The 23,696-nt window shown below is 72.0% G+C and carries 25 protein-coding genes; 11 read left to right on the top strand and 14 right to left on the bottom strand.

Annotated elements, in window-relative coordinates; genetic code table 11:
- Window positions 1-63: 63 nt before the first annotated feature.
- From LNK82_RS30880 to LNK82_RS30865, 4 genes are all read right to left on the bottom strand, one after another.
- Window positions 64-972 (bottom strand): aldo/keto reductase, encoded by a 909-nt coding sequence (locus LNK82_RS30880; protein WP_230570496.1) that lies wholly within the window; start codon window positions 970-972, stop codon window positions 64-66.
- A gap of 44 nt (window positions 973-1,016) precedes the next feature.
- Window positions 1,017-1,400, bottom strand: coding sequence for a MerR family transcriptional regulator (locus LNK82_RS30875; RefSeq protein ID WP_230570408.1), 384 nt, complete (start codon window positions 1,398-1,400; stop codon window positions 1,017-1,019).
- 84 nt (window positions 1,401-1,484) lie between these two features.
- Window positions 1,485-1,868, bottom strand: a complete 384-nt coding sequence (locus LNK82_RS30870) for a type II toxin-antitoxin system death-on-curing family toxin (protein ID WP_053718933.1) — start codon at window positions 1,866-1,868, stop codon at window positions 1,485-1,487.
- 408 nt (window positions 1,869-2,276) lie between these two features.
- Window positions 2,277-2,483 carry a type II toxin-antitoxin system VapB family antitoxin gene (locus LNK82_RS30865; RefSeq protein WP_015105038.1) on the bottom strand — a complete coding sequence of 69 codons (207 nt, stop codon included), beginning with the start codon at window positions 2,481-2,483 and terminating at the stop codon, window positions 2,277-2,279.
- A gap of 75 nt (window positions 2,484-2,558) precedes the next feature.
- Between LNK82_RS30865 and LNK82_RS30860 the strand changes: the two genes are divergently transcribed.
- Entirely contained in the window at window positions 2,559-3,155 is a 597-nt protein-coding gene (locus LNK82_RS30860; protein ID WP_230570407.1) for a TetR/AcrR family transcriptional regulator, read from the top strand.
- Between the two features lie 67 nt (window positions 3,156-3,222).
- Here LNK82_RS30860 and LNK82_RS30855 read toward each other — a convergent pair whose 3' ends face one another.
- Window positions 3,223-4,533, bottom strand: coding sequence for a glycoside hydrolase family 18 protein (locus tag LNK82_RS30855; protein WP_230570406.1), 1,311 nt, complete (start codon window positions 4,531-4,533; stop codon window positions 3,223-3,225).
- Between the two features lie 196 nt (window positions 4,534-4,729).
- Between LNK82_RS30855 and LNK82_RS30850 the strand changes: the two genes are divergently transcribed.
- Window positions 4,730-5,569 (top strand): NmrA family NAD(P)-binding protein, encoded by an 840-nt coding sequence (locus LNK82_RS30850; RefSeq protein ID WP_230570405.1) that lies wholly within the window; start codon window positions 4,730-4,732, stop codon window positions 5,567-5,569.
- A 149-nt stretch (window positions 5,570-5,718) separates the two neighbouring features.
- Here the strand turns inward: LNK82_RS30850 and upp are convergent, their stop codons facing one another.
- Complete coding sequence (upp, locus tag LNK82_RS30845; RefSeq protein WP_230570404.1) at window positions 5,719-6,345, bottom strand: uracil phosphoribosyltransferase; 627 nt, start codon at window positions 6,343-6,345, stop codon at window positions 5,719-5,721.
- A 29-nt stretch (window positions 6,346-6,374) separates the two neighbouring features.
- Here upp and LNK82_RS30840 point away from each other — a divergent pair, with 29 nt between their 5' ends.
- Window positions 6,375-11,504, top strand: a complete 5,130-nt coding sequence (locus LNK82_RS30840; protein WP_230570403.1) for a trypsin-like peptidase domain-containing protein — start codon at window positions 6,375-6,377, stop codon at window positions 11,502-11,504.
- A 1-nt stretch (window position 11,505) separates the two neighbouring features.
- Window positions 11,506-12,489 (top strand): Gfo/Idh/MocA family protein, encoded by a 984-nt coding sequence (locus tag LNK82_RS30835; RefSeq protein WP_230570402.1) that lies wholly within the window; start codon window positions 11,506-11,508, stop codon window positions 12,487-12,489.
- On the opposite strand, the gene LNK82_RS30830 is transcribed toward LNK82_RS30835, so the two are convergent.
- Complete coding sequence (locus LNK82_RS30830; RefSeq protein WP_230570401.1) at window positions 12,477-12,665, bottom strand: hypothetical protein; 189 nt, start codon at window positions 12,663-12,665, stop codon at window positions 12,477-12,479. The two genes, LNK82_RS30835 and LNK82_RS30830, sit on opposite strands and share 13 nt — an antisense overlap.
- A 95-nt stretch (window positions 12,666-12,760) precedes the next feature.
- On the opposite strand from LNK82_RS30830, the gene LNK82_RS30825 reads away from it, so the two are divergent.
- The 7 genes from LNK82_RS30825 to LNK82_RS30795 all read left to right on the top strand — a co-directional run bounded on the left by LNK82_RS30825 (window position 12,761) and on the right by LNK82_RS30795 (window position 18,463).
- Window positions 12,761-13,597 (top strand): helix-turn-helix domain-containing protein, encoded by an 837-nt coding sequence (locus LNK82_RS30825; protein ID WP_230570400.1) that lies wholly within the window; start codon window positions 12,761-12,763, stop codon window positions 13,595-13,597.
- 17 nt (window positions 13,598-13,614) lie between these two features.
- Window positions 13,615-13,782, top strand: a complete 168-nt coding sequence (locus LNK82_RS30820) for a DUF397 domain-containing protein (RefSeq protein ID WP_230570399.1) — start codon at window positions 13,615-13,617, stop codon at window positions 13,780-13,782.
- Entirely contained in the window at window positions 13,779-14,225 is a 447-nt protein-coding gene (locus tag LNK82_RS30815; RefSeq protein ID WP_230570398.1) for a hypothetical protein, read from the top strand. The genes LNK82_RS30820 and LNK82_RS30815 overlap by 4 nt, the downstream gene beginning before the upstream one ends.
- 34 nt (window positions 14,226-14,259) lie before the next feature.
- Window positions 14,260-14,916 (top strand): DUF1707 SHOCT-like domain-containing protein, encoded by a 657-nt coding sequence (locus tag LNK82_RS30810; protein ID WP_230570397.1) that lies wholly within the window; start codon window positions 14,260-14,262, stop codon window positions 14,914-14,916.
- Between the two features lie 266 nt (window positions 14,917-15,182).
- Window positions 15,183-16,148, top strand: a complete 966-nt coding sequence (gene deoC / locus LNK82_RS30805; RefSeq protein ID WP_230570396.1) for a deoxyribose-phosphate aldolase — start codon at window positions 15,183-15,185, stop codon at window positions 16,146-16,148.
- Between the two features lies 1 nt (window position 16,149).
- On the top strand, window positions 16,150-17,577 hold the full coding sequence (locus tag LNK82_RS30800) for an aldehyde dehydrogenase family protein (protein ID WP_230570395.1): 1,428 nt from the start codon (window positions 16,150-16,152) through the stop codon (window positions 17,575-17,577).
- Window positions 17,570-18,463, top strand: coding sequence for an aldehyde dehydrogenase family protein (locus tag LNK82_RS30795; RefSeq protein WP_230570394.1), 894 nt, complete (start codon window positions 17,570-17,572; stop codon window positions 18,461-18,463). Before LNK82_RS30800 ends, LNK82_RS30795 begins: the two co-directional genes overlap by 8 nt.
- Here LNK82_RS30795 and LNK82_RS30790 read toward each other — a convergent pair.
- Genes LNK82_RS30790 through LNK82_RS30760 form a run of 7 tightly spaced genes read right to left on the bottom strand, consistent with a single transcriptional unit; the run spans window position 18,460 to window position 23,682 of the window.
- Window positions 18,460-19,029, bottom strand: a complete 570-nt coding sequence (locus LNK82_RS30790; protein WP_230570393.1) for a hypothetical protein — start codon at window positions 19,027-19,029, stop codon at window positions 18,460-18,462. The genes LNK82_RS30795 and LNK82_RS30790 overlap by 4 nt on opposite strands.
- Window positions 19,026-20,369, bottom strand: coding sequence for an ABC-2 transporter permease (locus LNK82_RS47110; protein WP_268997325.1), 1,344 nt, complete (start codon window positions 20,367-20,369; stop codon window positions 19,026-19,028). Before LNK82_RS47110 ends, LNK82_RS30790 begins: the two co-directional genes overlap by 4 nt.
- Window positions 20,366-21,154 (bottom strand): ABC transporter ATP-binding protein, encoded by a 789-nt coding sequence (locus tag LNK82_RS30780; protein WP_230570392.1) that lies wholly within the window; start codon window positions 21,152-21,154, stop codon window positions 20,366-20,368. The genes LNK82_RS47110 and LNK82_RS30780 overlap by 4 nt, the downstream gene beginning before the upstream one ends.
- A gap of 14 nt (window positions 21,155-21,168) precedes the next feature.
- A complete protein-coding gene (locus LNK82_RS30775; RefSeq protein ID WP_230570391.1) occupies window positions 21,169-21,936 on the bottom strand; it encodes a cupin domain-containing protein in 768 nt (255 codons plus the stop codon).
- Window positions 21,933-22,460 carry an RNA polymerase sigma factor gene (locus tag LNK82_RS30770; protein WP_230570390.1) on the bottom strand — a complete coding sequence of 176 codons (528 nt, stop codon included), beginning with the start codon at window positions 22,458-22,460 and terminating at the stop codon, window positions 21,933-21,935. Before LNK82_RS30770 ends, LNK82_RS30775 begins: the two co-directional genes overlap by 4 nt.
- A gap of 59 nt (window positions 22,461-22,519) precedes the next feature.
- Window positions 22,520-23,095 carry a Fic/DOC family protein gene (locus LNK82_RS30765; protein ID WP_230570389.1) on the bottom strand — a complete coding sequence of 192 codons (576 nt, stop codon included), beginning with the start codon at window positions 23,093-23,095 and terminating at the stop codon, window positions 22,520-22,522.
- Window positions 23,095-23,682, bottom strand: a complete 588-nt coding sequence (locus LNK82_RS30760) for a type II toxin-antitoxin system antitoxin SocA domain-containing protein (RefSeq protein ID WP_230570388.1) — start codon at window positions 23,680-23,682, stop codon at window positions 23,095-23,097. Before LNK82_RS30760 ends, LNK82_RS30765 begins: the two co-directional genes overlap by 1 nt.
- Window positions 23,683-23,696: the final 14 nt, after the last annotated feature.

Raw genomic sequence — 23,696 nt, 5'->3', positions numbered from 1 at the left:
CCAGACCCTGCGCGCTCACCTCCAGCGCGCCCAACCGGCGGTTCTCCACGGTCGCCTCCCCTCTCACTTGTTCGACAGCCGGAGGAACTCCGGCGGGTACCGGTCGCCGGCGACGGCGGGTGCGGCGGCCTCGATCGCGCGCAGCTCGTCCGCGTCCAGCTCCAGCTCGGCGGCGGCGACGTTCTCCTCCAGGTACTTCACCCGCTTGGTGCCCGGGATCGGGACGACGTGCTCGCCCTGGTGGTGCACCCAGGCCAGCGCCAGCTGACCGGCCGTGACGCCGCGTTCGGCGGCCAGCGCGCGCAGCGCGTCCACGATGGCCGTGTTGCGGGCGAAGTTCTCCTCGGCGAACCGGGGCAGGCCGCGCCGCATGTCGTCCTCGGCCAGGTCGGCGACGGACGTGACGCGGCCGGTGAGGAAACCCCGGCCGAGCGGCGAGAACGGCACGATGCCGATGCCCAGCTCGCGGCACGTGGGCGCGACCTCGGCCTCGATGTCGCGCGTCCACAGCGACCACTCGCTCTGCAGGGCGCTGATCGGGTGCACGGCGTGCGCGCGGCGGATCGTCGCGGCGCTCGCCTCGGACAGGCCGAGGTGGCGGACCTTGCCCTCGGCGACCAGCTCGGCCATCGCGCCGACGGTCTCCTCGATCGGCACGTCCGGGTCGACCCGGTGCTGGTAGTAGAGGTCGATGTGGTCGACGCCCAAGCGGCCCAGCGACGCGTCGGCGGCCTGCTTGACGTAGGCGGCGTCACCGCGCGGCCTGCGGTCCGGGTCGCCGAGCCCGAACTTGGTCGCGAGCACGACCTCGTCGCGGCGGCCCTTGATCGCCCGCCCCACCAGCTCCTCGTTCGCGCCGGCGCCGTAGACGTCGGCGGTGTCGAGGAGCGTGACGCCGAGGTCGAGCGCGCGGTGGATGGTGGCGACGGACGCGACCTCGTCCCCCGTGCCGTAGGACTGGCTCATGCCCATGCAGCCCAGGCCCTGGTTGCCGACCCGGAGTTCGCCCAACGACCTCACGCGGTGATCCCCTCGACGAAGGTGTGCTCGATCTGCTCGTAGTGCGTGATCTTGTACTCCAGCACTTCCAGGCACGACTGCAGCTCCGCGATGCGCTCGCGGACGGCGGCGCGGTGCTCGAACAGCATCTGCTTGCGGCGGCCGGCGGTGGCCGCGCCGCGGTGCCTGAGCTGCGCGTACTCGCGCATCATGCGAATGGGCATGCCGGTGGTGCGCAGCCGGGTCAGGAACGCCAGCCAGCCGAGGTCGTCGTCGCTGTAGCTGCGCCGCCCGCCGGAGTCCCGGGCGGGCGGGTCGACCAGGCCGATCCGTTCGTAGTAGCGCAGGGTGTCGATCGACAACCCACTGCGCTCGGCCGCTTGAGCGATCGAGTAAGTCACGGTGTCGACCGTAGGAGCTGGAGTGCACTCCAGGTCAACCCGATTCGCGGTGTCGGCGCCGCCGCCCGTCGTCGGGGCCGTCGTTCAGTCGTCCTTGGGCATGCCCCACGCCTCCAGGTGGGCCGCCATGCCGCCCACGTCGATCTGCTCCCGGCCGAGCGCGCGCACCAGGTCGAGGGCTTCGTCCTCCTCGGCGTCGATCCACCAGCCGTTGATGTCGCACAACGTCACGGCGGCGACCCAGCCCAGCCGCCAGTTGCCCTCGGCCAACGGGCGCGTGCGGACGATGGAGTCGAGCAACGCGGAAGCTTTGAGCCAGAGCGTGTCGTACGCCTCGACCCCCAGCACTGTGGCCCTGGGGCGGTGGGCTGCGGAGTCGAGGAGACCTAAGTCGCGCACGACCAGATCCCCGCCGGTGACGGCGGTCGCCAGCACGAGCAAGTCGCCGGCGTCGAGGTAGTTGACCACTGCTTGACGCGCTCCCTGTCCTGAGGGGCGGGGACTCCGGCGCGGCCACGCCGCATCCGGGACGTCTCCGGCGCCACCACCCACCCCCTCAGGTCCGTATCGCCTCCCCGCCCTGGAGGCGGCGAGGATGTTGTCGGCCGCGTTGTGCACCGAAGCGCAACCTGGACGCAGCCCGATCTTCAACGGCGCACCATACCGGTGCGCTTCGGACCGCCGTGGACGTTCACACATGTATATGGGTGAACGGCCTATGCCGCACCGGTTGAGCTGCATGGATTGATCGTATCGAACATATGTTCGAACAGCGAGGGCGCCAGGGTGCGATCACCCGAAGGTGTGTCGTCGTGGTCGCTGAGTAATCGGTCGGGCGCCCTGAGTACGGGAACCCGCAAACGGGGTCGGCCCCGATCAGGCGGAGCCGAGGCGGTCGAGCAGGCCCCGGTACTTGGGGAGCACGCGTCCGAGGACCTCGGAAAGCTGCTCTTCCTTCTGCAATCTGGCCCACCGCTCGGCCAAGGCCAAGCGCACGACCTCCTGCTTCGAACGGCCCTCGGCTGCGGCGAGCTCGTCGAGCCGCCGGTTCTCCTCGTCGCTCAGACGCAGAGTCATCGCCATGGAGAATGACGGTACCAACTTGATACCACGATGGCCAGGCCGCGAATTATAACACTGTTGCGATACGATGCCCCGGTGCCACGACCGAAGACACACGACGATGCGCTCCGCGGCCGGCTGCTCGAGCGGGCGGGCGAACTGCTGTCCACCGAAGGCCCGGGCGCTTTGAGCTTGCGCAGGCTCGCGGCGGATGTCAACACCTCGACCACGGCCGTGTACTCGTTGTTCGGCGGCAAGCCGGCGCTGTTGAACGCCGTGTACGAGGAGGCGTTCCGCCGATTCGGTGAACGGATCGCGACCGTGCCGCAGACCGACGACCCGGTGGAGGACCTGGTCCAGATCGGCCTGGCGTACCGGGAGAGCGCGCTGGCCGACCCGCAGTTCTACCTGGTGATGTTCAGCAAGGTCGTGCCGAACTTCGAGCCGTCCGACGAGACGAAGGAGGCGGCCGTGCAGACGTTCCTGCCGGTCGTGCGGGACGTCGGCCGCGCGGTGGAGTCCGGCGTGTTCACGCGGGAACCGCCGCCCGAGCAGATCGCGTTGGCCATGTGGGGCACGGTGCACGGCCTGGTGAGCCTGGAGCTCAACGGCAACCTGCCGCCCGGGGTCGAGATCGCCCCCGTCTACGAGCGCGCCCTGCGTGCGCAGGCGGACGGGTGGCGCGTCGCGTGAAGGCCGGGGGTGGGGCCCGGGGAGGTGGCCGCCGCGAAACCTCCCCGGACCCCGTGGACCGTCCAGCTCAGGACAGTCCGCTCGTGAGCGCCTTGATCAGCTCGCCGTCGGCGGTGTCGCCGTCGAGCGACCAGATCATCGCGCCGCCAAGGCGCCGTTCGGCCACGTAGCGACCCTTGCGCTTCATCTCGACCGGGTCGTCCCAGGTCCAGAACGTGGTGCCGTCGAACAACCACGCGTGACCGGCCTTGGCATCCCGGTGCACGGTGAACTTCGCCAGCTGCGCCTTGAGGATCCGGTAGTCCTCGTACCCGGCCTCGTAGGTCGCGGGCGCGGGACCCGTGGCGGGCTGGAACAGGCCGTTGCCCTCGTCGCGCACGCCCGTCCAGCCCCGGCTGTAGAACGGCACGCCCATCACGACCTTGCTCTTCGGCGCGCCGTTGCGCAGGTAGTGGTCGATCGCGACTTGCGAGCTGAACGGCGGCGCGGTCGGGTCGGCGGCGGGCGTGCGGAGCGCGGACTGCTGGTTGGTCAGCGGCTCCCACGCGCCGTGGTAGTCGTAGCCCTGGATGGTGCCGAACGTCAGCAGCTCGAAGACCTTCTTCACCTCGAAGCCGCGGTCGACCTGGGCGGGGTTGGCGGGCAGGAACGCGGTGAGGTCGTAGCGCTTGCCGGTGCGCCAGGTCAGCTTGCCCAGCTGCTTGCGGTACTCGACGAGCAGCGCGGTGAAGTTCTGCTTGTCCTCGGGCCGCACGACGTTGCCGGGCGCGGCCTCGGACGACGGCCACTCCCAGTCGAGGTCGACGCCGTCGAACACGCCGGCCGCCGCACCGGGCGCGGCGCCGGGCAGGTTGCCCTTGAGCCACAGGTCCAGGCACGAGGCGACGTGCGCGGCGCGCGACTCGGGGGTGAGGGCGGCGTTGGAGAAGTACTTCGAGCCGGTCCAGCCGCCGAGCGAGATGTTGATCCGCAGCTCGGGGTGCTCGGCCTTGAGCTGCTTGAGCTGGTTGAGGTTGCCGGACAGGGGCTGGCCGGCGACGTCCGCCGTGCCGTCGACGCTCTGCTCGGCGGTGAAGGGCCGCTGGTAGTCCGCCCACGGGTCGGCGCTGACGCACTTGCCGGACTCGTCGAGGAAGCCGAAGGCGTAGTTGAGGTGGGTGAGCCGCGGTGCGGTGCCGTTGGCCACGAGGTCGCGCACCAGGAAGTTGCGGTCGTAGCCGCTCCACTGGGTGTAGTAGCCGACGACGCGCTCGGCCTTCCCGTGCCCGCCGTGGCCGCCTTGCCCGCCGTGTCCTCCGTGGGCGGCGGCGTGCGGCGCGAGCGACACGGTCATCGCGGTGGCCAGGAGGGCCGGGAGCACCCATCTCCTGCTCGACATGCTTCTCCTCGCGGGCTCCGGGTGTGGTCTGGACCACGGTAGTGATGAGGTCTAGACCACCTCTACGGCCGTTCGGCCGAATCCGGTAATGCGAATTGTCCTCACGTGCGTTGCAAACTTTTGCATGTGCGCGGTGGGTGGTGATCGCGCTAGCTTCGGCGCTGTTCAAGTTTGAGTAACCGTCTGGGGAGGGCTTGTGACGATCCTGGTCACCGGGGCGACCGGAACGATCGGCGGCGCGGTCGTGCGGCAGTTGGCGGAGGCGGGTGTGCCGGTGCGCGCGTTGACGCGGAACCCGGCTCGGGCCGTGGTGCCCGCGGGCGTGGAGGTGGTGGGAGGTGATCTGACGCGGCCGGCCGAGCTGCCGTTGGCTGGGGTGACGGCGGTGTTCCTGCTGGCGGCGATCGAGTCGGACGACGCGGCGGAGCACGCCCAGGCGTTGCTGGAGCTCGCGCCGGACCTGCGGCGGGTGGTGTTCCTGTCGAGCAGCGCGGTGACCGTGGAGCGGCCGGGGAGCTACGAGCTGCACCGCGACGTGGAGCGGGTGATCGAGGCGTCAGGGGTGGCGTGGACGCACGTGCGGCCGGGCGAGTTCATGGCGAACAAGCTGATCTGGGCGCGGACGATCAAGGAGGAGGGGGTGGTGCGGGCGCCGTTCCCGGAGTCGGTCGGGGCGCCGGTGCACGAGGACGACGTGGCCGAGGTGGCGGTGCACGCGTTGCTGCGTGACGGGCACGCGGGCAAGGCGTACACGTTGAGCGGGCCGGAGGCCCTGACGCACGTCGAGCAGGTCGCGGCCATCAGCCGGGGCCTGGGCCGCCCGATCCGCTTCGAACGCCTGACCTACGGCCAGGCCCGTGCCACCTTGATCTGCGACGAGGGCCTGCCCTACGACGTCGCCGAGTACCTGCTCGGCTACATGGCCCAGCACAACGAGGAACCGGCCACCGTGACCGCCGACTTCACCACTGTCACGGGCCGCCAGGGCCGCACCCTCTCCACCTGGGCCACCGACCACTCCACCACCCTGACCTAACCGCGAGAGTCCTACGTTCGCGGCGCGAGAGTCCTACGTTCACGCACCCTGAGTTCAACGCTCAGCCAGACCACTCGGTCGGTCGAGTGTTGAACTCAGGGCCTCTGGACGTAGGACTCTCGGCCGCTGAACGTAGGACTCTCGCGGCGTCAGTGGACGGCGCCGTATTGGCGGTCGCCGGCGTCGCCCAGGCCCGGGACGATGAAGCCCGAGTCGTTCAGGCGTTCGTCGATGCTGGCGGTGACCAGGCGGATCGCGTTGGCGGACTCTTCGAGGTGCTTGATGCCCTCGGGGGCGGCCAGGGCGCAGATCGCGGTCACGTCGGTGGCGCCGCGGTCGGTCAGCAGGCGGATCGTGTACGCCATCGAGCCGCCCGTGGCCAGCATCGGGTCCAGCACGAAGACGGGACGGCCGGCCAGGGAGTCGGGCAGCGACTCCATGTACGGGGTCGGCTGGAGGGTTTCCTCGTCACGCGCGAGGCCCACGAAGCCCATCTGCGCGTCCGGGATCAGCTTGTGCGCCTGGTCCGCCATGCCGAGGCCGGCCCGCAGCACGGGCACCAGCAGCGGCGGGTTCGCCAGGCGGTAGCCGGTGGTCCGGGCGACGGGCGTGTGGACCCGCTCCTCGGCCACGGGCAGGTCGCGCGTGGCCTCGTACACGAGCATCACGGTCAGCTCGTGCAGCGCGGCGCGGAACGCCGCGTTGTCCGTGCGGGCGTCGCGCATGGTGGTCAGCCGCGCCCGGGCCAGTGGGTGATCGACAACGAGGACGTCCATGGTCGAACAGTATGTGGTACCTCTAACCGATGCCCGACGGCTCGTTACCCAGCTCCGTCGTCCGCTTCACCGACGCGGCGGGCCGGACCGTCGGGGCGGGGGTCGTGCTGGGCCGTCACGTCGTCACGTGCGCCCACGTCGTCAACCTCGCGCTGGGCCTGGACCCGCGCTCGGCGGCCCGACCGGCGGAGACCGTCGAGGTCGACTTCCCCGCGCTGAACGGCGAAACGGCCACGGCACGCGTGCGCACCTGGACACCACCGCCGCCGCGGGAAGGCAGCCCGGGCGACGACATCGCCACGCTCGACCTCGACCTGCCCGGCGGCGTCACGCCCGCGCGGCTGGCCACCACGCCCCTGCTCGCCGGTAGCACGGTCGACGTGTTCGGCTACCCGGCGAACCGGCCGGACGGCGCGTGGACGCGTGCCGTGGTCCGCGGCCGGGTCGGCGGACGGCTCGTGCAGCTGGACAGCGAGTCCGCCCTGGCCGTCCAACGCGGGTACAGCGGCAGCCCCGTGTGGGACCACCGCACGGGCCGGGTGGTCGGCATCGTCGCGACGGCCGCCTCCCAGGACAGCTACGCCATCGCCGCCGACCGCCTGCGCGAGGAACTGCCCGGCGGGCCGGATGAGCTGACCGTGCTGCACCTGGCCGGCACGCGCTTCGGCTCCGGGCAGGCCACCTGGTCTCCGACCGACTTCGCCGAGGCACGCCCCGACCTGGTGGTGTTCACCGGCGACCTGACCGAGCACGGCAGGCCGGACGAGTTCGAGCGCGGTTTCCGGTTCCTGGCCGAACTCGCCGACGCGGTGAAGCTGCCACGCGAACGGGTGGTCGTCGTGCCCGGGTCGCGGGACGTGAACCGGTTGGCGTGCGAGGCGTACTTCCGGCAGGAGGAGGCGTGGGGCCGGATCCCGAAGCCGCCGTACTGGCCGAAGTGGGGACCGTTCGCCGCGGCGTTCGAGGAGTTCCACGGCGCGCGGTTCAGCTTCACGCCGGACGAGCCGTGGACCCTGTTCGACTACCCCGAGCTGGACCTCGTGGTCGCGGGCCTCAACTCGACCGTCGACATCACCCACCGAGGCGACGGCCTCGGCCTGGGCCAGCGGCAGGTCGAGCGGTTCGGCGAGCTCCTGCGGGATCTCCGGCACGGGGCCGTCAAGCGGCTGAGCGCGGTCCAGGGACCGCTCGGGGTGCAGGTCCCGGTGGACGTCGACCTCCCGCTCACGAGCCTCCGCGACGAGCCCGCCACCTGGTCGCTCGTCGCGGTGCCCGCCCACGGCGTCGCCCAGTGGACCGCGTCGCCTGTCCGGTCGGCCAGGAGCGTGGACACCTTCTTCGACCGCGTGCTGGAAGCCACCCGCGTGGCACACCCGACGGCGACCGTCACACCGCGCGCCGAAGCGCACTACATCCGGGTGTCGAAGCCCCGGGCGGGCGGCGGTTTCGAGCAGTGGCCGGTCGGCGTGGCCACGAAGGCGGACATCGCGGCGGTGGACGCGTTCGCCGACCACGTGCACGCCTCCTTCGCCGCGGCGGACCCCGCCGTGCCGTCCGAGCTGGTCTACAGCGGACCACCCGCCGCGCCCGAGCTGGTGGCCGCGGCACGACGGCGCGGTGTGCGGCTGCGCAGCTTCGTGGAGTACCAGGGACTGCTGGACCTGCGGTCGTTGGCGGAGCGGCAGACCCGGCGGCTGGCCGGTGACGGGGTCTACCCGGCCGACCTGTACGTGCCGCAGCGGTTCGGCTTGGCGGGATCCCAGGAAAAGGGCGACGACCTGCTGCGACGGGTGCTCGCCTGGCTCGGCGAGGACGTCGCCCGGTTCGTGGTGGTGCTCGGCGACTTCGGGCGCGGCAAGTCGTTCCTGCTGCGGCAGTTGACCCGGGCCCTGCCCGCCGAGCACCCGGGCCTGCTGCCCGTGCTGGTGGAGCTGCGCAGCCTGGAGAAGGGGCCGTCGCTGGACGAGCTCTTGGCGCAGCACCTCGTGGGCGAGGGCGTGGACGCGGTCGAGGTGGCCAAGCTGCGGTACATGATCCGCAGCGGTCGGCTGGCGCTGCTGTTCGACGGGTTCGACGAGCTCGAGCTGCGCGTCGGCTACGACAACGCGGCCGACTACCTGTCCACGCTGCTGCAGGCCGTGACCGATCGGGCGAAGGTCGTGCTGACGAGCCGCAGCCAGCACTTCCAGTCGACGGACCAGGTGCTGAACGCGCTCGGCCGGCGGGTGTCGGCGTTGACCGCCAGCCGGGTCGCGGTGCTGGAGGACTTCACCGACGACCAGATCCGCGACTTCCTGACCAGGCACTACGGCGGTGACGCGGCCCGTGCGGCGGCGCGGTTCGAGCTGCTGGGCGCGATCAACGACCTGCTGGGCCTGTCCCGGAACCCGAGGATGCTGTCGTTCATCGCCGACCTGGACGACGAGCGGTTGCACGAGGTGCGCCGGCAGCACGGCCGGATCAGCGCGGCGGAGCTGTACCGGGAGCTGGTGGACTTCTGGCTGGTGCAGGAGGTGGACCGGCAACGGCACCGGCACGGGACGCCGTCATTCGACGGGGCAGAGCGGCTGTCGGCGTGCACGGCGTTGGCGTTGCGGCTGTGGCAGACCACGGCGACGACCATCGACAAGGCCGACCTGGAGGACACCGTGGTGCGGACGTTGACCCGGTTGACCGAGCGCGGGTACTCGATCGACCAGGCCGCGCACGCCGTCGGGTCGGGGTCGCTGCTGGTGCGGACCGAGGCGGGCGGGTTCGCGTTCGTCCACCAGTCGGTGATGGAGTGGCTGGTGGCGAAGGTGGCGGCGGACGAGCTGCCCGGCACGGAGATCGTCAACCGGAAGATGTCCCGGCTCATGGTCGACTTCCTGTGCGACCTGGCCGGTCACGAGGCCGCGTTGAGCTGGGCGCGCGGGGTGTTGGCCGATGTCGACGCGCCGGATGCGGCCAAGCACAACGCGACCGAGGTGGCGAGGCGGCTGGAGGCGCGGGTCCACCTGTCGTTGGCCGGCACGGACCTGCGAGGGTTCGACTTCGGCCACCTGGACCTGCGTGGCGCCGACCTGAGCGAGGCCGATCTGTCGGGACAGCGGTTGCACGGCAAGGACTTCGCCGGGACGAACCTGTCCGGCGCGAACCTGACCGGCGTACGGCTGGTCGGCGGCGACCTGACCGGTGCCGTGCTGACGGGCAGCCGGTGGCGCCGGGCCGCCCTGCTGGGCGTCGCCGGACCGACGCCGGAGGAGGCGGCGGTGAGCGGGCGTGACCCGGCGACGCCGACCCTCGCGCCGCTCGGTGCGGACGTGGCGGCGGTCGCGTTCTCACCGGACGGCGACCTGGCCGCGGTGGCGCACCGGCACGTGGTGGAGCTGCGACACCTGGGCGCCAACCAGCCGGTGCGGGTCTGGCGCCGACGCGCGCACCCGATCGTCGACGTCGCCTACGCCCAGAACGGCCGCCTGATCGCCACGCTGGAAGCGGACGGCGGGGCGTACATGTGGGATGCGGAGACCGGTGAGCTGGTCACCCGACTGCCGCAGGCCCAGGTCGGGCACGGCTACTTCGTGGCGGGGGGCAATCGTTTCGTCACCAAGGGCCCGCAGGGTGCGATCCGGTTGTGGGACGCGAGGTCCGGGGAGGTCGTGCGCGAGCTGCCGGGGTTCCACCACGACCTCGTCGCCTCGGCCGACGGGCGCGTGATCGTCACGAGAGCGGGCCGCGAGGTGGAGGTTCGACGCACGGACAACCTGAAGTTGGTCGCGGCGTTCGCACCGGTGGCCGGCGCCAGGTTGGCCGTCTCGCGCAGCGGCGCGACGGTCGCCCACGGCGCGACGACCAACCTGACCGTCGTGGACGCGCGTTCCGGCGACGAGCTGGCCGTCATTCCCAGTTACCTGAGCCGCGTCGACGGGATGGTCTTCCTGGACGAGCGTCGGCTCGCTCTCACTCAGGGCGACCAGTACTCCATCGTCACCACCAACGGAGCCCTCGTGGCCAGCTCGTCGCGTACGAGTCGAGTAACCCACATCAGGCCGACCGGTGATGGCATGCGTTTCGCGGTGACCGCCGACGACGGGCTGGCCGTCATCCGCACCCCGGACGACAGGCGGTCGCAGTGGTTGAACGACGACCCGCACCTGGTCGGCTCCGCGTCGTACTCGCCCGACGGCCGGTCGCTGATCACTACGTCCGTGGACGGGATGGTCCGCGTGTGGGACCTGCGGACGGGCGCGGTTCGGAGCGAGTTCGACGGCGAGATGGGGTTCAGGCGACTCGCGGCGTTCTCGTCGGCGGGCACGACGATGGCGTTCGCCGTCCCGTCCGGCATCAAGGTCATCGGATCCGGCGAGGAGCTGATCCCCGTCGACGGGGTGGTCCACTCGCTTGCCCTGTCCACCGGCGGCCACCGGTTGGTCGCCTCCTCTGCCGACGTGGTGACGTGCTGGAATCTGCCCGAGCAGGTTCCCCTCACCCGGTTCGAGCACGACGGCGCGGCGATCAACGCCGTGGCGATGCACCCGGCCGGCGGCCGTTTCGCGACCGCGCACCGCGACGGCCTCACGTACGTCTGGGACATCAGGATGACCGGCAGGGTGGAGTTGGCGCGTCACACCGGCGACGTGTGGGGCGTGGCGTTCTCGCCCGACGGCCACCGCGTCGCCACCGCGTCCGCCGACGGCACCGCGCGCGTCTGGCGCCTCGACGGGCGCGAGACGGCGAGGCTGGAAGGGCACGACGGCATGGTCCTGGACGTGGTGTTCTCCCGCGACAGCCGGCGGATCGCCACGGCGTCCTCGGACGGGACGGCGCGGATCTGGAGCGAGACCGGTGAGCACCTGGTGACGTTGACCGGCCACACCGGTGACGTGCGCAGCGTGGCGTTCTCGCCGGACGGTTCGCGGATCGCGACTACGGCCGACGACGGCACGGCGCGGATCTGGGACGCCGGGACCGGTGCGGAGCTGGCGGTGCTGGTGCACGGCGTCGGCGGGACGGCGGTGGTGCTGCCCGACGGGTCGTACAAGGTCTCCGGCGACGTCGGTGACCGGTTGTGGTGGGCGGTGAAGCAGGTGCGGTTCGAGGTCGGGGAGTTGGATCCGTACTACCCGGACATCAGGCGGCTCGGGGTTGACGACGTGCTCCCGGGGGTAACGTCCTGACATGGCCGACCACGTGCGGATCGGGGTTTTGGGGGCGGCGCGGATCGTGCCGGCGGCGTTGGTGAGACCGGGGCGGTCGGTGGCGTCGGTCGAGGTGGCGGCGGTGGCGGCGCGCGACGTCGGGCGGGCGCAGCACTTCGCCGACCGGCACGGGATCCCTCGCGTGCACGGGAGCTACGAGGAGTTGTTGGACGACCCGAACGTGGACGCCGTCTACGTCCCGCTGCCCAACGGGTTGCACGGGAAGTGGACGACGGCGGCGTTGGCGGCCGGCAAGCACGTGTTGTGCGAGAAGCCCTTCGCGGCCAACGCGGACGAGGCGGCCGAGGTCGCGGCGGCGGCGAAGAGCAGCGGGCTGGTGGTGATGGAGGCGTTCCACTACCGGTATCACCCCTTGGCGCCGCGGTTGGCGGAAGTGGTCGCGGAGCTGGGCGAACTGCGGCACGTGGAGGCGCGCATGTGCTTCCCGCTGCCGAGGTTCGGCGACATCCGGTACTCGCTGGAGTTGGCCGGTGGGGCGTTGATGGACGCCGGGTGCTACCCGGTGAACGCCGTGCGCTACCTGGGCGGAGCCGAGCCGGAGGTGAAGTCGGCGCGGGCGCTGCTGAAGGGCGACGGCGTCGACCGGGCGATGCGGGCGGAGTTGAAGTTCCCCGCCGGGCACACCGGGACGGTGGTCACGTCGATGTGGTCGCGATCGCTGCTGAGGCTGTCGGCGAAGGTCTTGGGGGCCAACGGCGAGCTGCGCGTGTTCAACCCGTTCGCGCCGCAGTTCGGCCACCGGCTCGTCGTGAGGGTGAACGGGCACCGCCGGGTCGAGCGGTTCGACCGTCGGCCGTCGTACGAGTACCAGTTGGAGGCGTTCGCGGACGCCGTGCTGCACGGCAAGCCGTTCCCGACGACGGCGGACGACGCGGTGGCCACGATGCGGGTCGTGGACGACATCTACCGCGCCGCCGGGTTGCCGGTCCGTCAGCCCAGCTGATCCAGTCGCCAGTGCGCGTCGCTCAGGTCGACCAGCGTGCGGAAGTGCTCGACCAGCCCGTCGAAATCCGGCTCGGCCCTCTCGGGCGGCGGCGGTAGGTCGGTGTCCTCGGGGTCGAGGACCACGGTCATCTTCCAGGTGCCGGTCACGCCCGTGATCTCCCAGGTCTTCTCCACACCGGAACGGTCGCGCCTTGCCGCGCGGTCCCGCAACGCTCCCCTTCGGGTGACACGACTTCCGTGCCCACGTGGCAAGGCGGAACAGTCGCGCCATGACACGCAAGGGGGCATCCGTCCGACAACGGCGGGTATCGACGGAACTGCGCGCGATGCGCTTGGCCAGGGGTCTGAGCTGCGCCGACGTGGCAAGCGCGATCGGCTGCTCGGAGAGCAAGATCAGCCGGATGGAGACGGGGACGCGGGGGCTCCGCGCCGACGAGGTGGCCGCGATCCTCGGCTACCTGCGCGCGCCGGCCGCCTTGCGGCAAGAACTGGTCGACCTGGTCCGCGCCGGAGAGCACCGGAACTGGCACGCCATCCACGGCAAGCTCCCCAGCAACTGGAAGGACCTCATCGGTTTCGAAGCGGAGGCGACGGCCCTCTACAACTACGAACCGCTCCTCGTGCCAGGTCTCGCCCAGACCCCCGACTACGCCCGCGCCATCATCCGAGGCACTCACGACGGGTTGTCGGAAGCCGAGGTCAACACCCTGGTGGCCACGCGCATGGGCAGGCAGGTCGTGCTGGGGCGCGCACAGGTGCACCTGCTGATCGACGAAGGCGCACTCCGCCGCCACTTCGGCGATCCCACCATGATGCGGGCCCAGCTGAGCCACCTCACCGCGCTGACCGGGCGGGCGAACATCTTGATCCAGGTAGTGCCGTTCGAGGCGGCGGCGCACCCCGGCTTGGAAGGCCCGTTCGTTCGCCTGGAGTTCGCCGACCAGCCCGGGCTCGTCTACGTGGAGAGCCGGAGCACCAGCACTTTTCTCGAGGAGGAGCGCTACCTGAACGACGCTACGCTTGCCTGGCAGAAGCTGCGTGACTTGACGTTGTCCCCCGAGGAGTCGGTCGGGCTGATGGCCGAGCTCGCCGACAAGTTGACGTGATGCGAGGAGCGCACCCGATGGACCTCACCAACGCGCACTGGCGCAAGAGCAACCGCAGCAGTGGCCAGGCCAACTGCGTCGAGGTCGCCCGCGTCGCCGACCGCACCGCCGTCCGCGACTCCAAGAACCCCGACGGCCCGGTCCTGTTCTTCGGCAAGGTCGACTGGTCGGCGTTCGCGAGGTGAAGTGGCTCGTGGCGCTCGTCGCGGCGGTGGCGCTGGTCGGGTGCCAGGCGCGGGCCGAGCCCGCGGTGAAGGCCGGGACCGGCCAGTTGCGGACCGACCTCGACCCGCTGCTCTCCCGCTTCCCCGTGCTGGGCGCGCCGACCGGGGCGCGGTGGATGTCCGGCACGTTCGGGCGCGCCGACGTGCCCGGGCCGTCCACCTACTGGATCGACGCGGTGGTCGCGCTCGACCCGGCCGCGGCGGAGCAGCTGATGACCGCCCACGCGCCGACGGCCGAGGGCGGGACGCCCGACGTGGTCGAGGGCATGCGCGCGGAGTTGCCGGACGGGCCGTTCCTGACCGGGGACGCGCTGGACGCGGCGTTCGACCACGAGCGGTGGCACGTGTCGGCCTACCTGGACGCGGATTCCGGCGAGCTGGTCCTCGTCGCGACGGGAAACTGACCAAACCGACGACCGCCCTCCTAGACTCACCCGTGTGAGCGACGAGTTGGTGCCGGATCCCCGTCAGATGCGTGCCTCGGACGCCGACCGCGAGACGGTCGCCCGAGTGCTCCAGCAGGCGCACGGCGAGGGTCGGCTGGACCTGCACGAGCTGGACGAACGCCTGGCGGCCGTGTACTCGGCCAAGACCTACGGCGACCTGGTGCCGCTGACCGCCGACCTCGGCGTGCCCGCGCCGTCCGTGATGCCCGTGCCGGTGCAGCACAACGCCCCGGCGTCCCGAATCGGCGGCACGCCCGGCACCGCGGTCTCGGTCGCCTTCTGGTCCGGCGTGGAACGTCGCGGCGAGTGGGTCGTGCCGCCGACGCACACCGCGGTGGCGGTCATGGGCGGTGTCGAGCTGGACCTGACCCGGGCCCGCTTCGCGCAGGGCGAGACGACGATCAACGCCTACGCGCTCATGGGCGCGGTGGAGATCATCGTGCCGGAGGACGTCACCGTCCACGTGACCGGCATCGGCTTCATGGGCGCGTTCGAGGACTCCACGCACAAGGGCGCGCCGACGATCCCCGGCGGACCGGTCGTGAAGATCACCGGGTTCGCGATGATGGGCGCGGTCGAGGTGCGACGCCCGAAGAACCCGAAGAAGAAGAAACTCAAGGGTCGCAACCACGGCGAACTGGAGGGCTAGTCGCGGGCACCGGGGCCCACCGGAGGAACGCGCTCGTGAGCCGAGCCCTTCACCGCGGAACCTCACTGCCGACGATTCACCCCGGCCATTCTCACTCCCCTCCGTCGCATCGACCCGGCGGAATTACCCGCCCGATGGAATGGGCATTCCGATCCATTCGAGGTATTCGACTCCACCACCCACCGGACGAGTCGGTCCGCGCCTCCCGAATCGACGCCGAGTCGCTCGTTTAGGACGGCCGTCCCAGTCCGCCTAGACTCGGGGACATGGCTGCTCCATCGACATCGCCGTCGCTGCCCCCGGCGCTCGCGGACGCCGTCCGCGACGACGCGTCGCTGCGCCGGTTCCTGCACGGACTGCCCGGTGTGGACCAGGTCGGCGTCGAACAGCGCGCGGCCGGTCTGGGCACCCGCAGCATCAAGAAGGCCGCCAAGATGTGGGCCATCGACACCGCCATCAGCATGGTCGACCTGACCACGCTGGAAGGCGCGGACACCCACGGCAAGGTCCGGTCGCTCGCGGCGAAGGCCCGGCGGCCCGACCCGGACAGCCCGGACGTGCCGAAGGTCGCCGCCGTCTGCGTGTACCCGGACATGGTGGGGACGGCCGTCGAGGAGCTCCGGGGCACGGGGATCGACGTCGCCAGCGTCGCGACCGCGTTCCCGTCCGGCCGGTCGAGCCTGAAGGTCAAGCTGGAGGACACCGCCTACGCCGTCGACGCGGGCGCCACCGAGATCGACATGGTGATCGACCGGGGCGCGTTCCTGTCCGGCCGGTACGGGCAGGTGTTCGACGAGATCGTGCAGGTCAAGCACGCCTGCGGGGACGCGCACCTCAAGGTGATCCTGGAGACCGGCGAGCTCGGGACCTACGACAACGTGCGCCGCGCGTCGTGGCTCGGCCTGCTCGCGGGCGGCGACTTCATCAAGACGTCCACCGGCAAGGTGTCCCCCGCCGCGACGCTGCCGGTCACGCACGTGATGCTGCAGGCCGTCCGCGACTGGCACGCCCGGACGGGCGAGCTCAGGGGCGTGAAGCCCGCCGGCGGCATCCGCACGACCAAGGACGCGATCAAGTACCTGGTCGCGGTGCACGAGGTCGCGGGACCGGAGTGGCTGACCCCGACCCTGTTCCGCTTCGGTGCCTCCACGCTGCTCAACGACCTGCTGATGCAGCGGCGCACCCAGTTGGCCGGCCACTACAGCGGCCCCGATTACGTGACGGTGGACTGACATGTGGGAATACGCGCCCGCGCCCGAATCACGGGACATCGCGAACCTCAAGCCGACCTACCGGATGTTCGTCGACGGCCAGTTCGTCGAGGGCTCCGGTGAGCCGCTGAAGACCGTCAACCCCGGCACGGAGGAGGTGCTGGCCGAGGTCTCCACGGCCGCGCCCGCCGACGTCGACAAGGCCGTGAAGGCCGCGCGCCGCGCCTACGACCGGGTCTGGGGCAAGATGCCCGGCTCCGAGCGCGCCAAGTACATCTTCCGCATCGCCCGCCTGATCCAGGAGCGGTCGCGGGAGCTGGCGGTGCTGGAGTCGTTGGACAACGGCAAGCCCATCAAGGAATCGCGTGACGTGGACGTGCCGACGGCCGCCGCGCACTTCTTCTACCACGCGGGCTGGGCGGACAAGCTCGGCTACGCGGGCCTCGGCCCCGACCCGCGTCCGCTCGGCGTGGCCGGCCAGGTCATCCCGTGGAACTTCCCGTTGCTGATGGCGGCGTGGAAGATCGCGCCCGCGCTGGCGACCGGCAACACGGTGGTGATCAAGCCCGCCGAGACGACGCCGCTGAGCGCGCTCGTGCTGGCGGAGATCATCCAGCAGGCCGACCTGCCGCCCGGTGTGGTGAACATCCTCGCCGGCGCCGGTGACGTCGGCGCGGCGCTCGTGTCGCACCCGGACGTGGACAAGGTCGCGTTCACCGGGTCGACCGAGGTCGGCAAGATCATCCAGCGGCAGCTGGCCGGCACCGGCCGCAGGCTCAGCCTGGAGCTGGGCGGCAAGGCGGCGAACATCGTGTTCGACGACGCGCCGCTGGACCAGGCCGTCGAGGGCATCGTCAACGGCATCTTCTTCAACCAGGGTCACGTGTGCTGCGCGGGTTCGCGGCTGCTGGTGCAGGAGTCCGTGGCCGACGAGCTGCTGGAGAAGCTGCACGCCCGCGTGTCCACGCTGCGCGTCGGCGACCCGTTGGACAAGAACACGGACGTCGGCGCGATCAACTCGCGCGAGCAGCTGACGAAGATCCAGGAGCTGGTCGAGACGGGTGACGCCGAGGGCGCGCAGCGGTGGACGTCCGCGTGCCCGTTGCCGGACAAGGGTTTCTACTTCGCGCCGACGGTGTTCTCGAACGTGTCGCAGGCAATGCGGATCGCGCGCGAGGAGATCTTCGGCCCGGTGCTGTCGGTGCTGACGTTCCGCACGCCGGACGAGGCCGTGGCCAAGGCGAACAACACGCCGTACGGGCTGTCGGCCGGCATCTGGACCGAGAAGGGGTCGCGCATCCTGTGGGCGGCGCAGAAGATGCGCGCCGGCGTGGTGTGGGCCAACACGTTCAACCGCTTCGACCCCACCGCCCCGTTCGGCGGCTACCAGGAGTCGGGCTTCGGCCGCGAGGGCGGTCGCACCGGGCTGGAGGCGTACCTCGATGTCTGAGAACCGGATTTCCCTCGGCAAGGCCGAGAACCGGATCGCCGTCGCGAAGACCTACAAGCTCTACATCGGCGGCGCGTTCCCCCGGTCGGAGTCCGGCCGGTCCTACCCCGTGGTCGACGCCAAGGGCGCGTTCCTGGCCAACGCGGCGCAGGGTTCGCGCAAGGACGCCCGGGACGCGGTCGCGGCGGCGCGCAAGGCGTTCCCCGGCTGGTCGGGCGCGACGGCGTACAACCGCGGGCAGGTGCTGTTCCGGGTGGCCGAGGTGCTGGAGGGCAGGCGGGAGCAGTTCGCCGCCGAGGTCGCCGCGTGCGAGGGCGTCGCGGTGAAGAAGGCGCAGTCGCTGGTGGACGCGGCCATCGACCGGTGGGTCTGGTACGCGGGGTGGACCGACAAGGTCGCCACGGTGCTGGGCGCGTCGAACCCGGTGGCCGGGCCGTACTTCTCGTTCTCGGTGCCGGAGCCGACGGGTGTGGTGGCGGTGCTCGCGCCGCAGCAGTCGTCGCTGCTGGGGTTGATCAGCGTGGTGGCGCCGGTGATCGCGACCGGCAACGCGGCGGTGGTCGTGACGTCGCAGGACCGGCCGTTGCCCGCGGTGACGTTGGCGGAGGTGCTGGCGACGTCCGACCTGCCCGGCGGTGTGGTGAACGTGCTGACCGGGCGCACGGCGGAGATCGCGCCCTGGCTGGCGTCGCACGCGGACGTGAACGCCCTGGACCTGACCGGTGCGCCGGAGTCGACGCGGGCGGACCTGGAGCGCGCGGCGGCGGGGACGGTGAAGCGCGTGCTGCGGGCGCGTCCGTCGGAGGACTTCACCCGCGAGCCGGACCTGGCCCGGCTGCGGGCGTTCCTGGAGATGAAGACGGTCTGGCACCCGGTGGGCGTCTAGCGGCGGCAGCCGAACCAGCTGTAGGCGAGCAGGCCGGTGCAGCCGAGCACGACCGCGGTGACGGTGGCCGAGGTGGTGCCGGTCGGTTGCACCGGCCACGTCAGCAGGCGGCTGAGCCAGTGCTCGTCGCCGGGCGGGACGACGAGCGTGGCGCCGGTCCAGCCGACCGGCAGCGCCCAGGCGGCACGTGGGCCGAACAGCAGCGCGCCCAGTGCCACCAGGCCGCCGAGGCCGACCACGTCGCGGAGCAGGAACGCGTCGGTGGCGATCGGGTCGGCGACGCGGCCGGCCGCTAGCAGCAGCGCGGCGACGAACGTGCCGCCGAGCAGGAGGTGCGCGGCCCGGCGGGGCGGCCAGCCGAACGCGGCCGTGCGGTCGAGCGCCGGGTCGTGCGCCCCGAGGCCGGTCGCGACGGCGGCGACCCCGATGGCCGCGCCGAACGCGGCCAGCTGCGGGCTGCCGTGCGGCGGGGCGAGCGCGGCGAGCCCGGCCACCCCGACCACCACGGCCGCCGCCGACGCCGGCACCAGCCGGGACTTGGCGTGCAGGACGAGCCACCGCGTCACAGGGCACCGCCCGTGAGGGTGGTCAGCGGGTCGCCGGAGCAGGCCGCCTGCACCTCGCGCGCCGCCTGGACCCGGGCTGCCTGCTCGGGCTCGGGCAGGGTGCGCAGCTGCTCCCAGGCGTCGGCGACCAGCCCGTCGGTCTCCTCGCCCAGCCAGAGCCGGTACACGGGCAGCGGTTCCAGGCGGCCGGTCAGCCACGCCGTCATCACCGTGCGGGCCGCGACCTCGCGCGTCACCGTCCTCGGGATGTGATCGCCGTAGCAGGTGCGCGTACCGGCCCCCGCCAACCAGTACGTCGCCACCTGGTCCGGCGTGAGCGGTGTGCGGCGGAAGTAGGTGAACTCGTCCAGGTCGACCCACACGGCGTCGATCGTCTCCGGCAGGCGCATGTCCTGCTCCCCGCGCTCCACCAGCGCGACCTCCCGCACCGACGTGGGCGGTGACGGCAGCTTCGCCATCAACCGCAGCACCTCCCGCGCTGGCCCCGTCAGCGCGGCCCGCTCGTGCTCGTGCGCCCGCGTCAGGCACAGCTGATCCGCGCACACCAGCTCCGCGGCCACCGGATCGGCCGTCACGGCCTCCTCCGCCGTCGCGGGCAGCAACGGCACCGCGACGGCCGCCGCGACCAGCACCGGCAGCACTCCCAACCACCGCCGGCGCAGCGCCACCAGCAGGAACCCGGTCGCCGCGATCCCCGCGAACCACACCGCCTGCACCGCGCTCACCGAACCGCCCACCGCCGTGAACACCGACCTCGGGAACGGCAGCGTCGGCAGCAACGCGGTCCACGGCAGGCCGTCCCCCGGCCGACCGACCCCCAGCGACGTCACCGCCAACCCGGCGACCGCCAGCACCGGCGGCGTCAACGGCGAAGGCACGAGCCGGCCGAGCCCCATGCCCAGCCACGCCACGCCGACCAGCGCCAACGCGCCGACCAGGGCGGCCGGCAGCCAGCCCCAGTGGAAGTAGTCCGTCGCCGACACCACTTGCACCGCGCCGACCGCGAACACCAGCGCGTACCCCGCCACGAGCCCGACCGCCAACGCGCCGAGCGTCCACCCGACCCGTTGGGCACGCGGCCTCGGCGTGGAGCCGAACAGCTCCTCCACCCCCGACCGCCGGTCGCGCAAGCCCTGCAACGCGCCCGCGCCGAGCGCCAACGGCCAGGAGAACGCCATGATGAACCGGACCCACTCGGCCAACGTCGTCCACTGCCGGCTCCACGCCGTGCTGTTCTTGGTCGACGGCGACCAGGACAGCATGCCGACCATGACCACCGCGACCAGCACGCCGAGCACCAGCGCCGTGGTGCGCTTCACCTCGATCCCGAGGATCCTCACCACGCACCGCCCAGCAGCGCCGAGTAGCCGCGCTCGATCGGGCTGTCACCGACGTCGTCCGGCCCGCCGGCCGCCGCCAGTTCGGCGGGCGTGCCCTGGAAGACGAGCTTGCCCGCGGCGACCAGCACCACGTCCGTGCACGCCGCCGCGACGTCCTCGACCAGGTGCGTCGACACGACCACGCACGAGTCGGAACCCAACTCCTGCAACAGCTCCCGGAACCGGACCCGTTGGCCGGGGTCCAGCCCGGCGGTCGGCTCGTCGAGCAGCAGCACCTCGGGGTCGTTCACGATCGCCTGCGCGATGCCCGCCCGCCGCACCATGCCGCCGGACAGCGTCTTCAGCCGGTCGTCCGCGCGGTCGGCCAGCCCGACCCGTTCGACGGCCCGCTGCACCGCGCCGGGCACGTCCCGCTTCGGCATCTCCTTGAGCCACGCCATGTACTCGACGAACTCGCGCACCGTGAACCGCTTGTAGTAGCCGAAGTCCTGCGGCAGGTAGCCGAGCGCGCGGCGCACCCGGCGCAGGTCCAGCCGCCCGGACACCGGCGTGCCCAGCACCTCCAACGTCCCCGACACGGGCCGCAGCACGGTCGCCAGCGACCGGATCAGCGTGGTCTTGCCCGCGCCGTTCGGCCCGAGCAGCCCGTGCACGCCGCGGCCGAGCCGCAGGTCCAGCCCGTCCACCGCCATCGTCCGGCCCGCGCGCACGCGCAGCCCCCTCGCCTCGACCTGCCAGGCGTACCCCGTCGGCGCGACTTCCGCCGCGCTCACCACACGTGCCATCAGCCCTCCCTCCATCACAGCCGCGCGTAGGCCGCGGACCTGAAGAACACGGCGGCGGCGCCCCCGACGAGCACCGCCGCCCACACCGGCGCCGCACCCGGCGCGAGCACGCCGGGCACACCGCCGACGACCGCCGCCGGACCGACCACCAGCACCGACCACGCGAACGCGGCGGCGACGGCGGCCCGGCGCACCCCGATCACGCCGCCGAGCGCGAGCGTCACCGCGGTGACGCCGAGGCACGGCAGCAGCCAGTACGCGGGCGACGCGCCGGCCAGCCAACCGCCGAGGAGCAACGCCGGCAGCACGGCCACGAGCACCGCGAACGTGCGGCGCAACACCAGTTGCAGCCCGGCCCGGGGCGTGGACACGACCAGTTCGTAGGCCGGGTCCATCCCCCGCGACCACGCCGCCGCCACGCCGAGCACGGGCACGATCGGCGCGATCAGCAGGACCCCGGACGACGCCGTGTGACCGGGCAGCCCGTCCAGCGACAGCGCCGCCAGCACCACGAACGCCGTCATGGCCAGCCACGGCAGCAACGACGGCGTGGCCCAGCGGGCGAGCCGGTGCCGTCGGCGGGCGGGCGTCCCGGCGGGCTCCAGCCCCGCCCACACGGTCGCGGTCAGCGCCGTGACCCGCGGCGGAGCCACGTCGGCCAGGCGCAGCCGGCACGTCTCGCACGTCTCCAGGTGCGCCTCGACCGCCCACAGCACGTCGGCGGGCAGCTCGTCGCCGCCCGCGTAACGGGCGATCGAGTCGGCGCTCGGGTGCTCGCTCATGACAGTGCCTCCCGCATCGCGATCCGGGCCCGCCGGGCGCGGGTCTTCACGGTGCCCTCGGGCACCCCGAGCAGCACCGCGGTCTCGCGCACGGTCAGCCCGTCGAGCACCATCGCCTGCAACACCTGCCGCAGCTCCGGCGCCAGGTCGCGCAGCGCGCCGCCGACGTCGTCGCCCAGCGCGCCCGCCAGCACCTCGTCCTCGGCGGCGGGCGCGGCGGCGGTCTCGGCCACCGGCAGCGGCCGGGCCTGGTGCGCACGCCGGCGGAACGCGTCGACCAGCCGCCGTGCCGCGATCGTCCACAGCCAGCCGACCGCCGTGCCGTCGACCGCCGCACCCGCGAACGACCCTGCCGCCCGCCACACCGCCAGGTACGTCTCCTGCATGACCTCGGCCACGACCTGCTCGTCGGCGCACCGGCGGCGCAGGCGCACGGCCAGCCACGGCGACGTGCGGCGGTAGAGCTCCTCGAAGGCCGCGCGGTCGCCACGGGCCACCGCGCGCACCAACTGCTCCTCGTTCACACCCGGCAAGACGCCCCGCTCGCGGAAAAGGTTCTCGGCCCGATGTGAGCCGAGTCACATCACGCGACGCTCAGGACGGTGTCGAACAGGTCGCGCAACGAGTCGTTCGAACTCGTCAGACTCTGCTCGCACGCGTCGGTGAACGCGACCCGGTCCAGCGTGTGCACCGCGACCCGCCAGCCCGCCTCCCGCGCCAACTGGCGGAAGAACGCCCGCTGCGCGCGCCCGTTGCCCTCGCGGAACGGGTGCACGGCGTTGACCTCGGCGAAGTAGTGCGTGAACCGGTCCAGGAACGCCTCCCGCGGCAGGCCGCGCAGGTAGCGCTCCTTCTTCAGGTCGTCGAACACGCCGATCGCGTACGGCTCGATCTGCCGCCAGGCGGCGAACAACGCGGACTTGCCGATGTTGACCCGCCGGATCTCACCGGCCCACGGGTAGAAGTCGCCGAAGATGCGGCGGTGGAAGGCGCGCAGGTGGGCGAGGTCGTACAGGCCGGGCAGGGGCGCCAGCGCGAGCTGCTCGACGCGCATCGTGCTCAGGCGCGTCTCGGCGAAATCGCACTCGATCGGGTCGGTCAGGCCCAGGTTGTTTCGCAGCACCCCGGACACGGGGTCCAGGTAGGGGTCCTCGTCCACTACCGGCGCAGCGCCTCGATCTCCCTGGCGATCGCCTCGTCCGCGGTCAACTCGCCGGCCGCGACGGCACGCATCGTGGCCACCACGTCGTCCGGCACGTCCAGGCCCTCCAGCCGGGCGCTGCCGACGGCCTCGGCGATCGCTTCCTCGCCGCCGCTGGTCAGCCGGCGGAAGTAGCGGGCCATCACCTCGTGCGAGAGGGGCGCGCTGCTCGGCTCGGACTCGGCCAGCTCGCCGCGCGCGGCGCGCCACGGCTCCTCGTCGTGCGCCATGTCGCTCAACTCGTGCCTGCTGAAGTGCGCGTACCGCTCGACCACCGAGCCGACGACCGCGCGTTCACGGTCGGTGAGCCGGTGCGGATCGCCCTCTTCCCACGCGCAGATTTCGGACTGGCCCTGGTGGCGGTAGTAGACGTCGGGCACCACGGGACCTCGCCGCCACGCCTCGATCCGGGCGTCGAACAGGGGTTCGCCGTGCTCGGCCAGGTACCACGCCTGGGCGTAGTAGAGGAGCTTCTGCAGCTTCATCGGCGACTCGGGCCCGGTGCCGTCGAGCACGGCCGCGGCTACGTCGTGGACGTCCGCCATGCCACCTCCAGCGA

The organism is Saccharothrix luteola (genome assembly GCF_020859565.1).
Taxonomy (GTDB): domain Bacteria; phylum Actinomycetota; class Actinomycetes; order Mycobacteriales; family Pseudonocardiaceae; genus Actinosynnema; species Actinosynnema luteola.
Note: the sequence above shows the minus strand (reverse complement) of the source record. Positions and strands in the feature narration are given on the sequence as shown.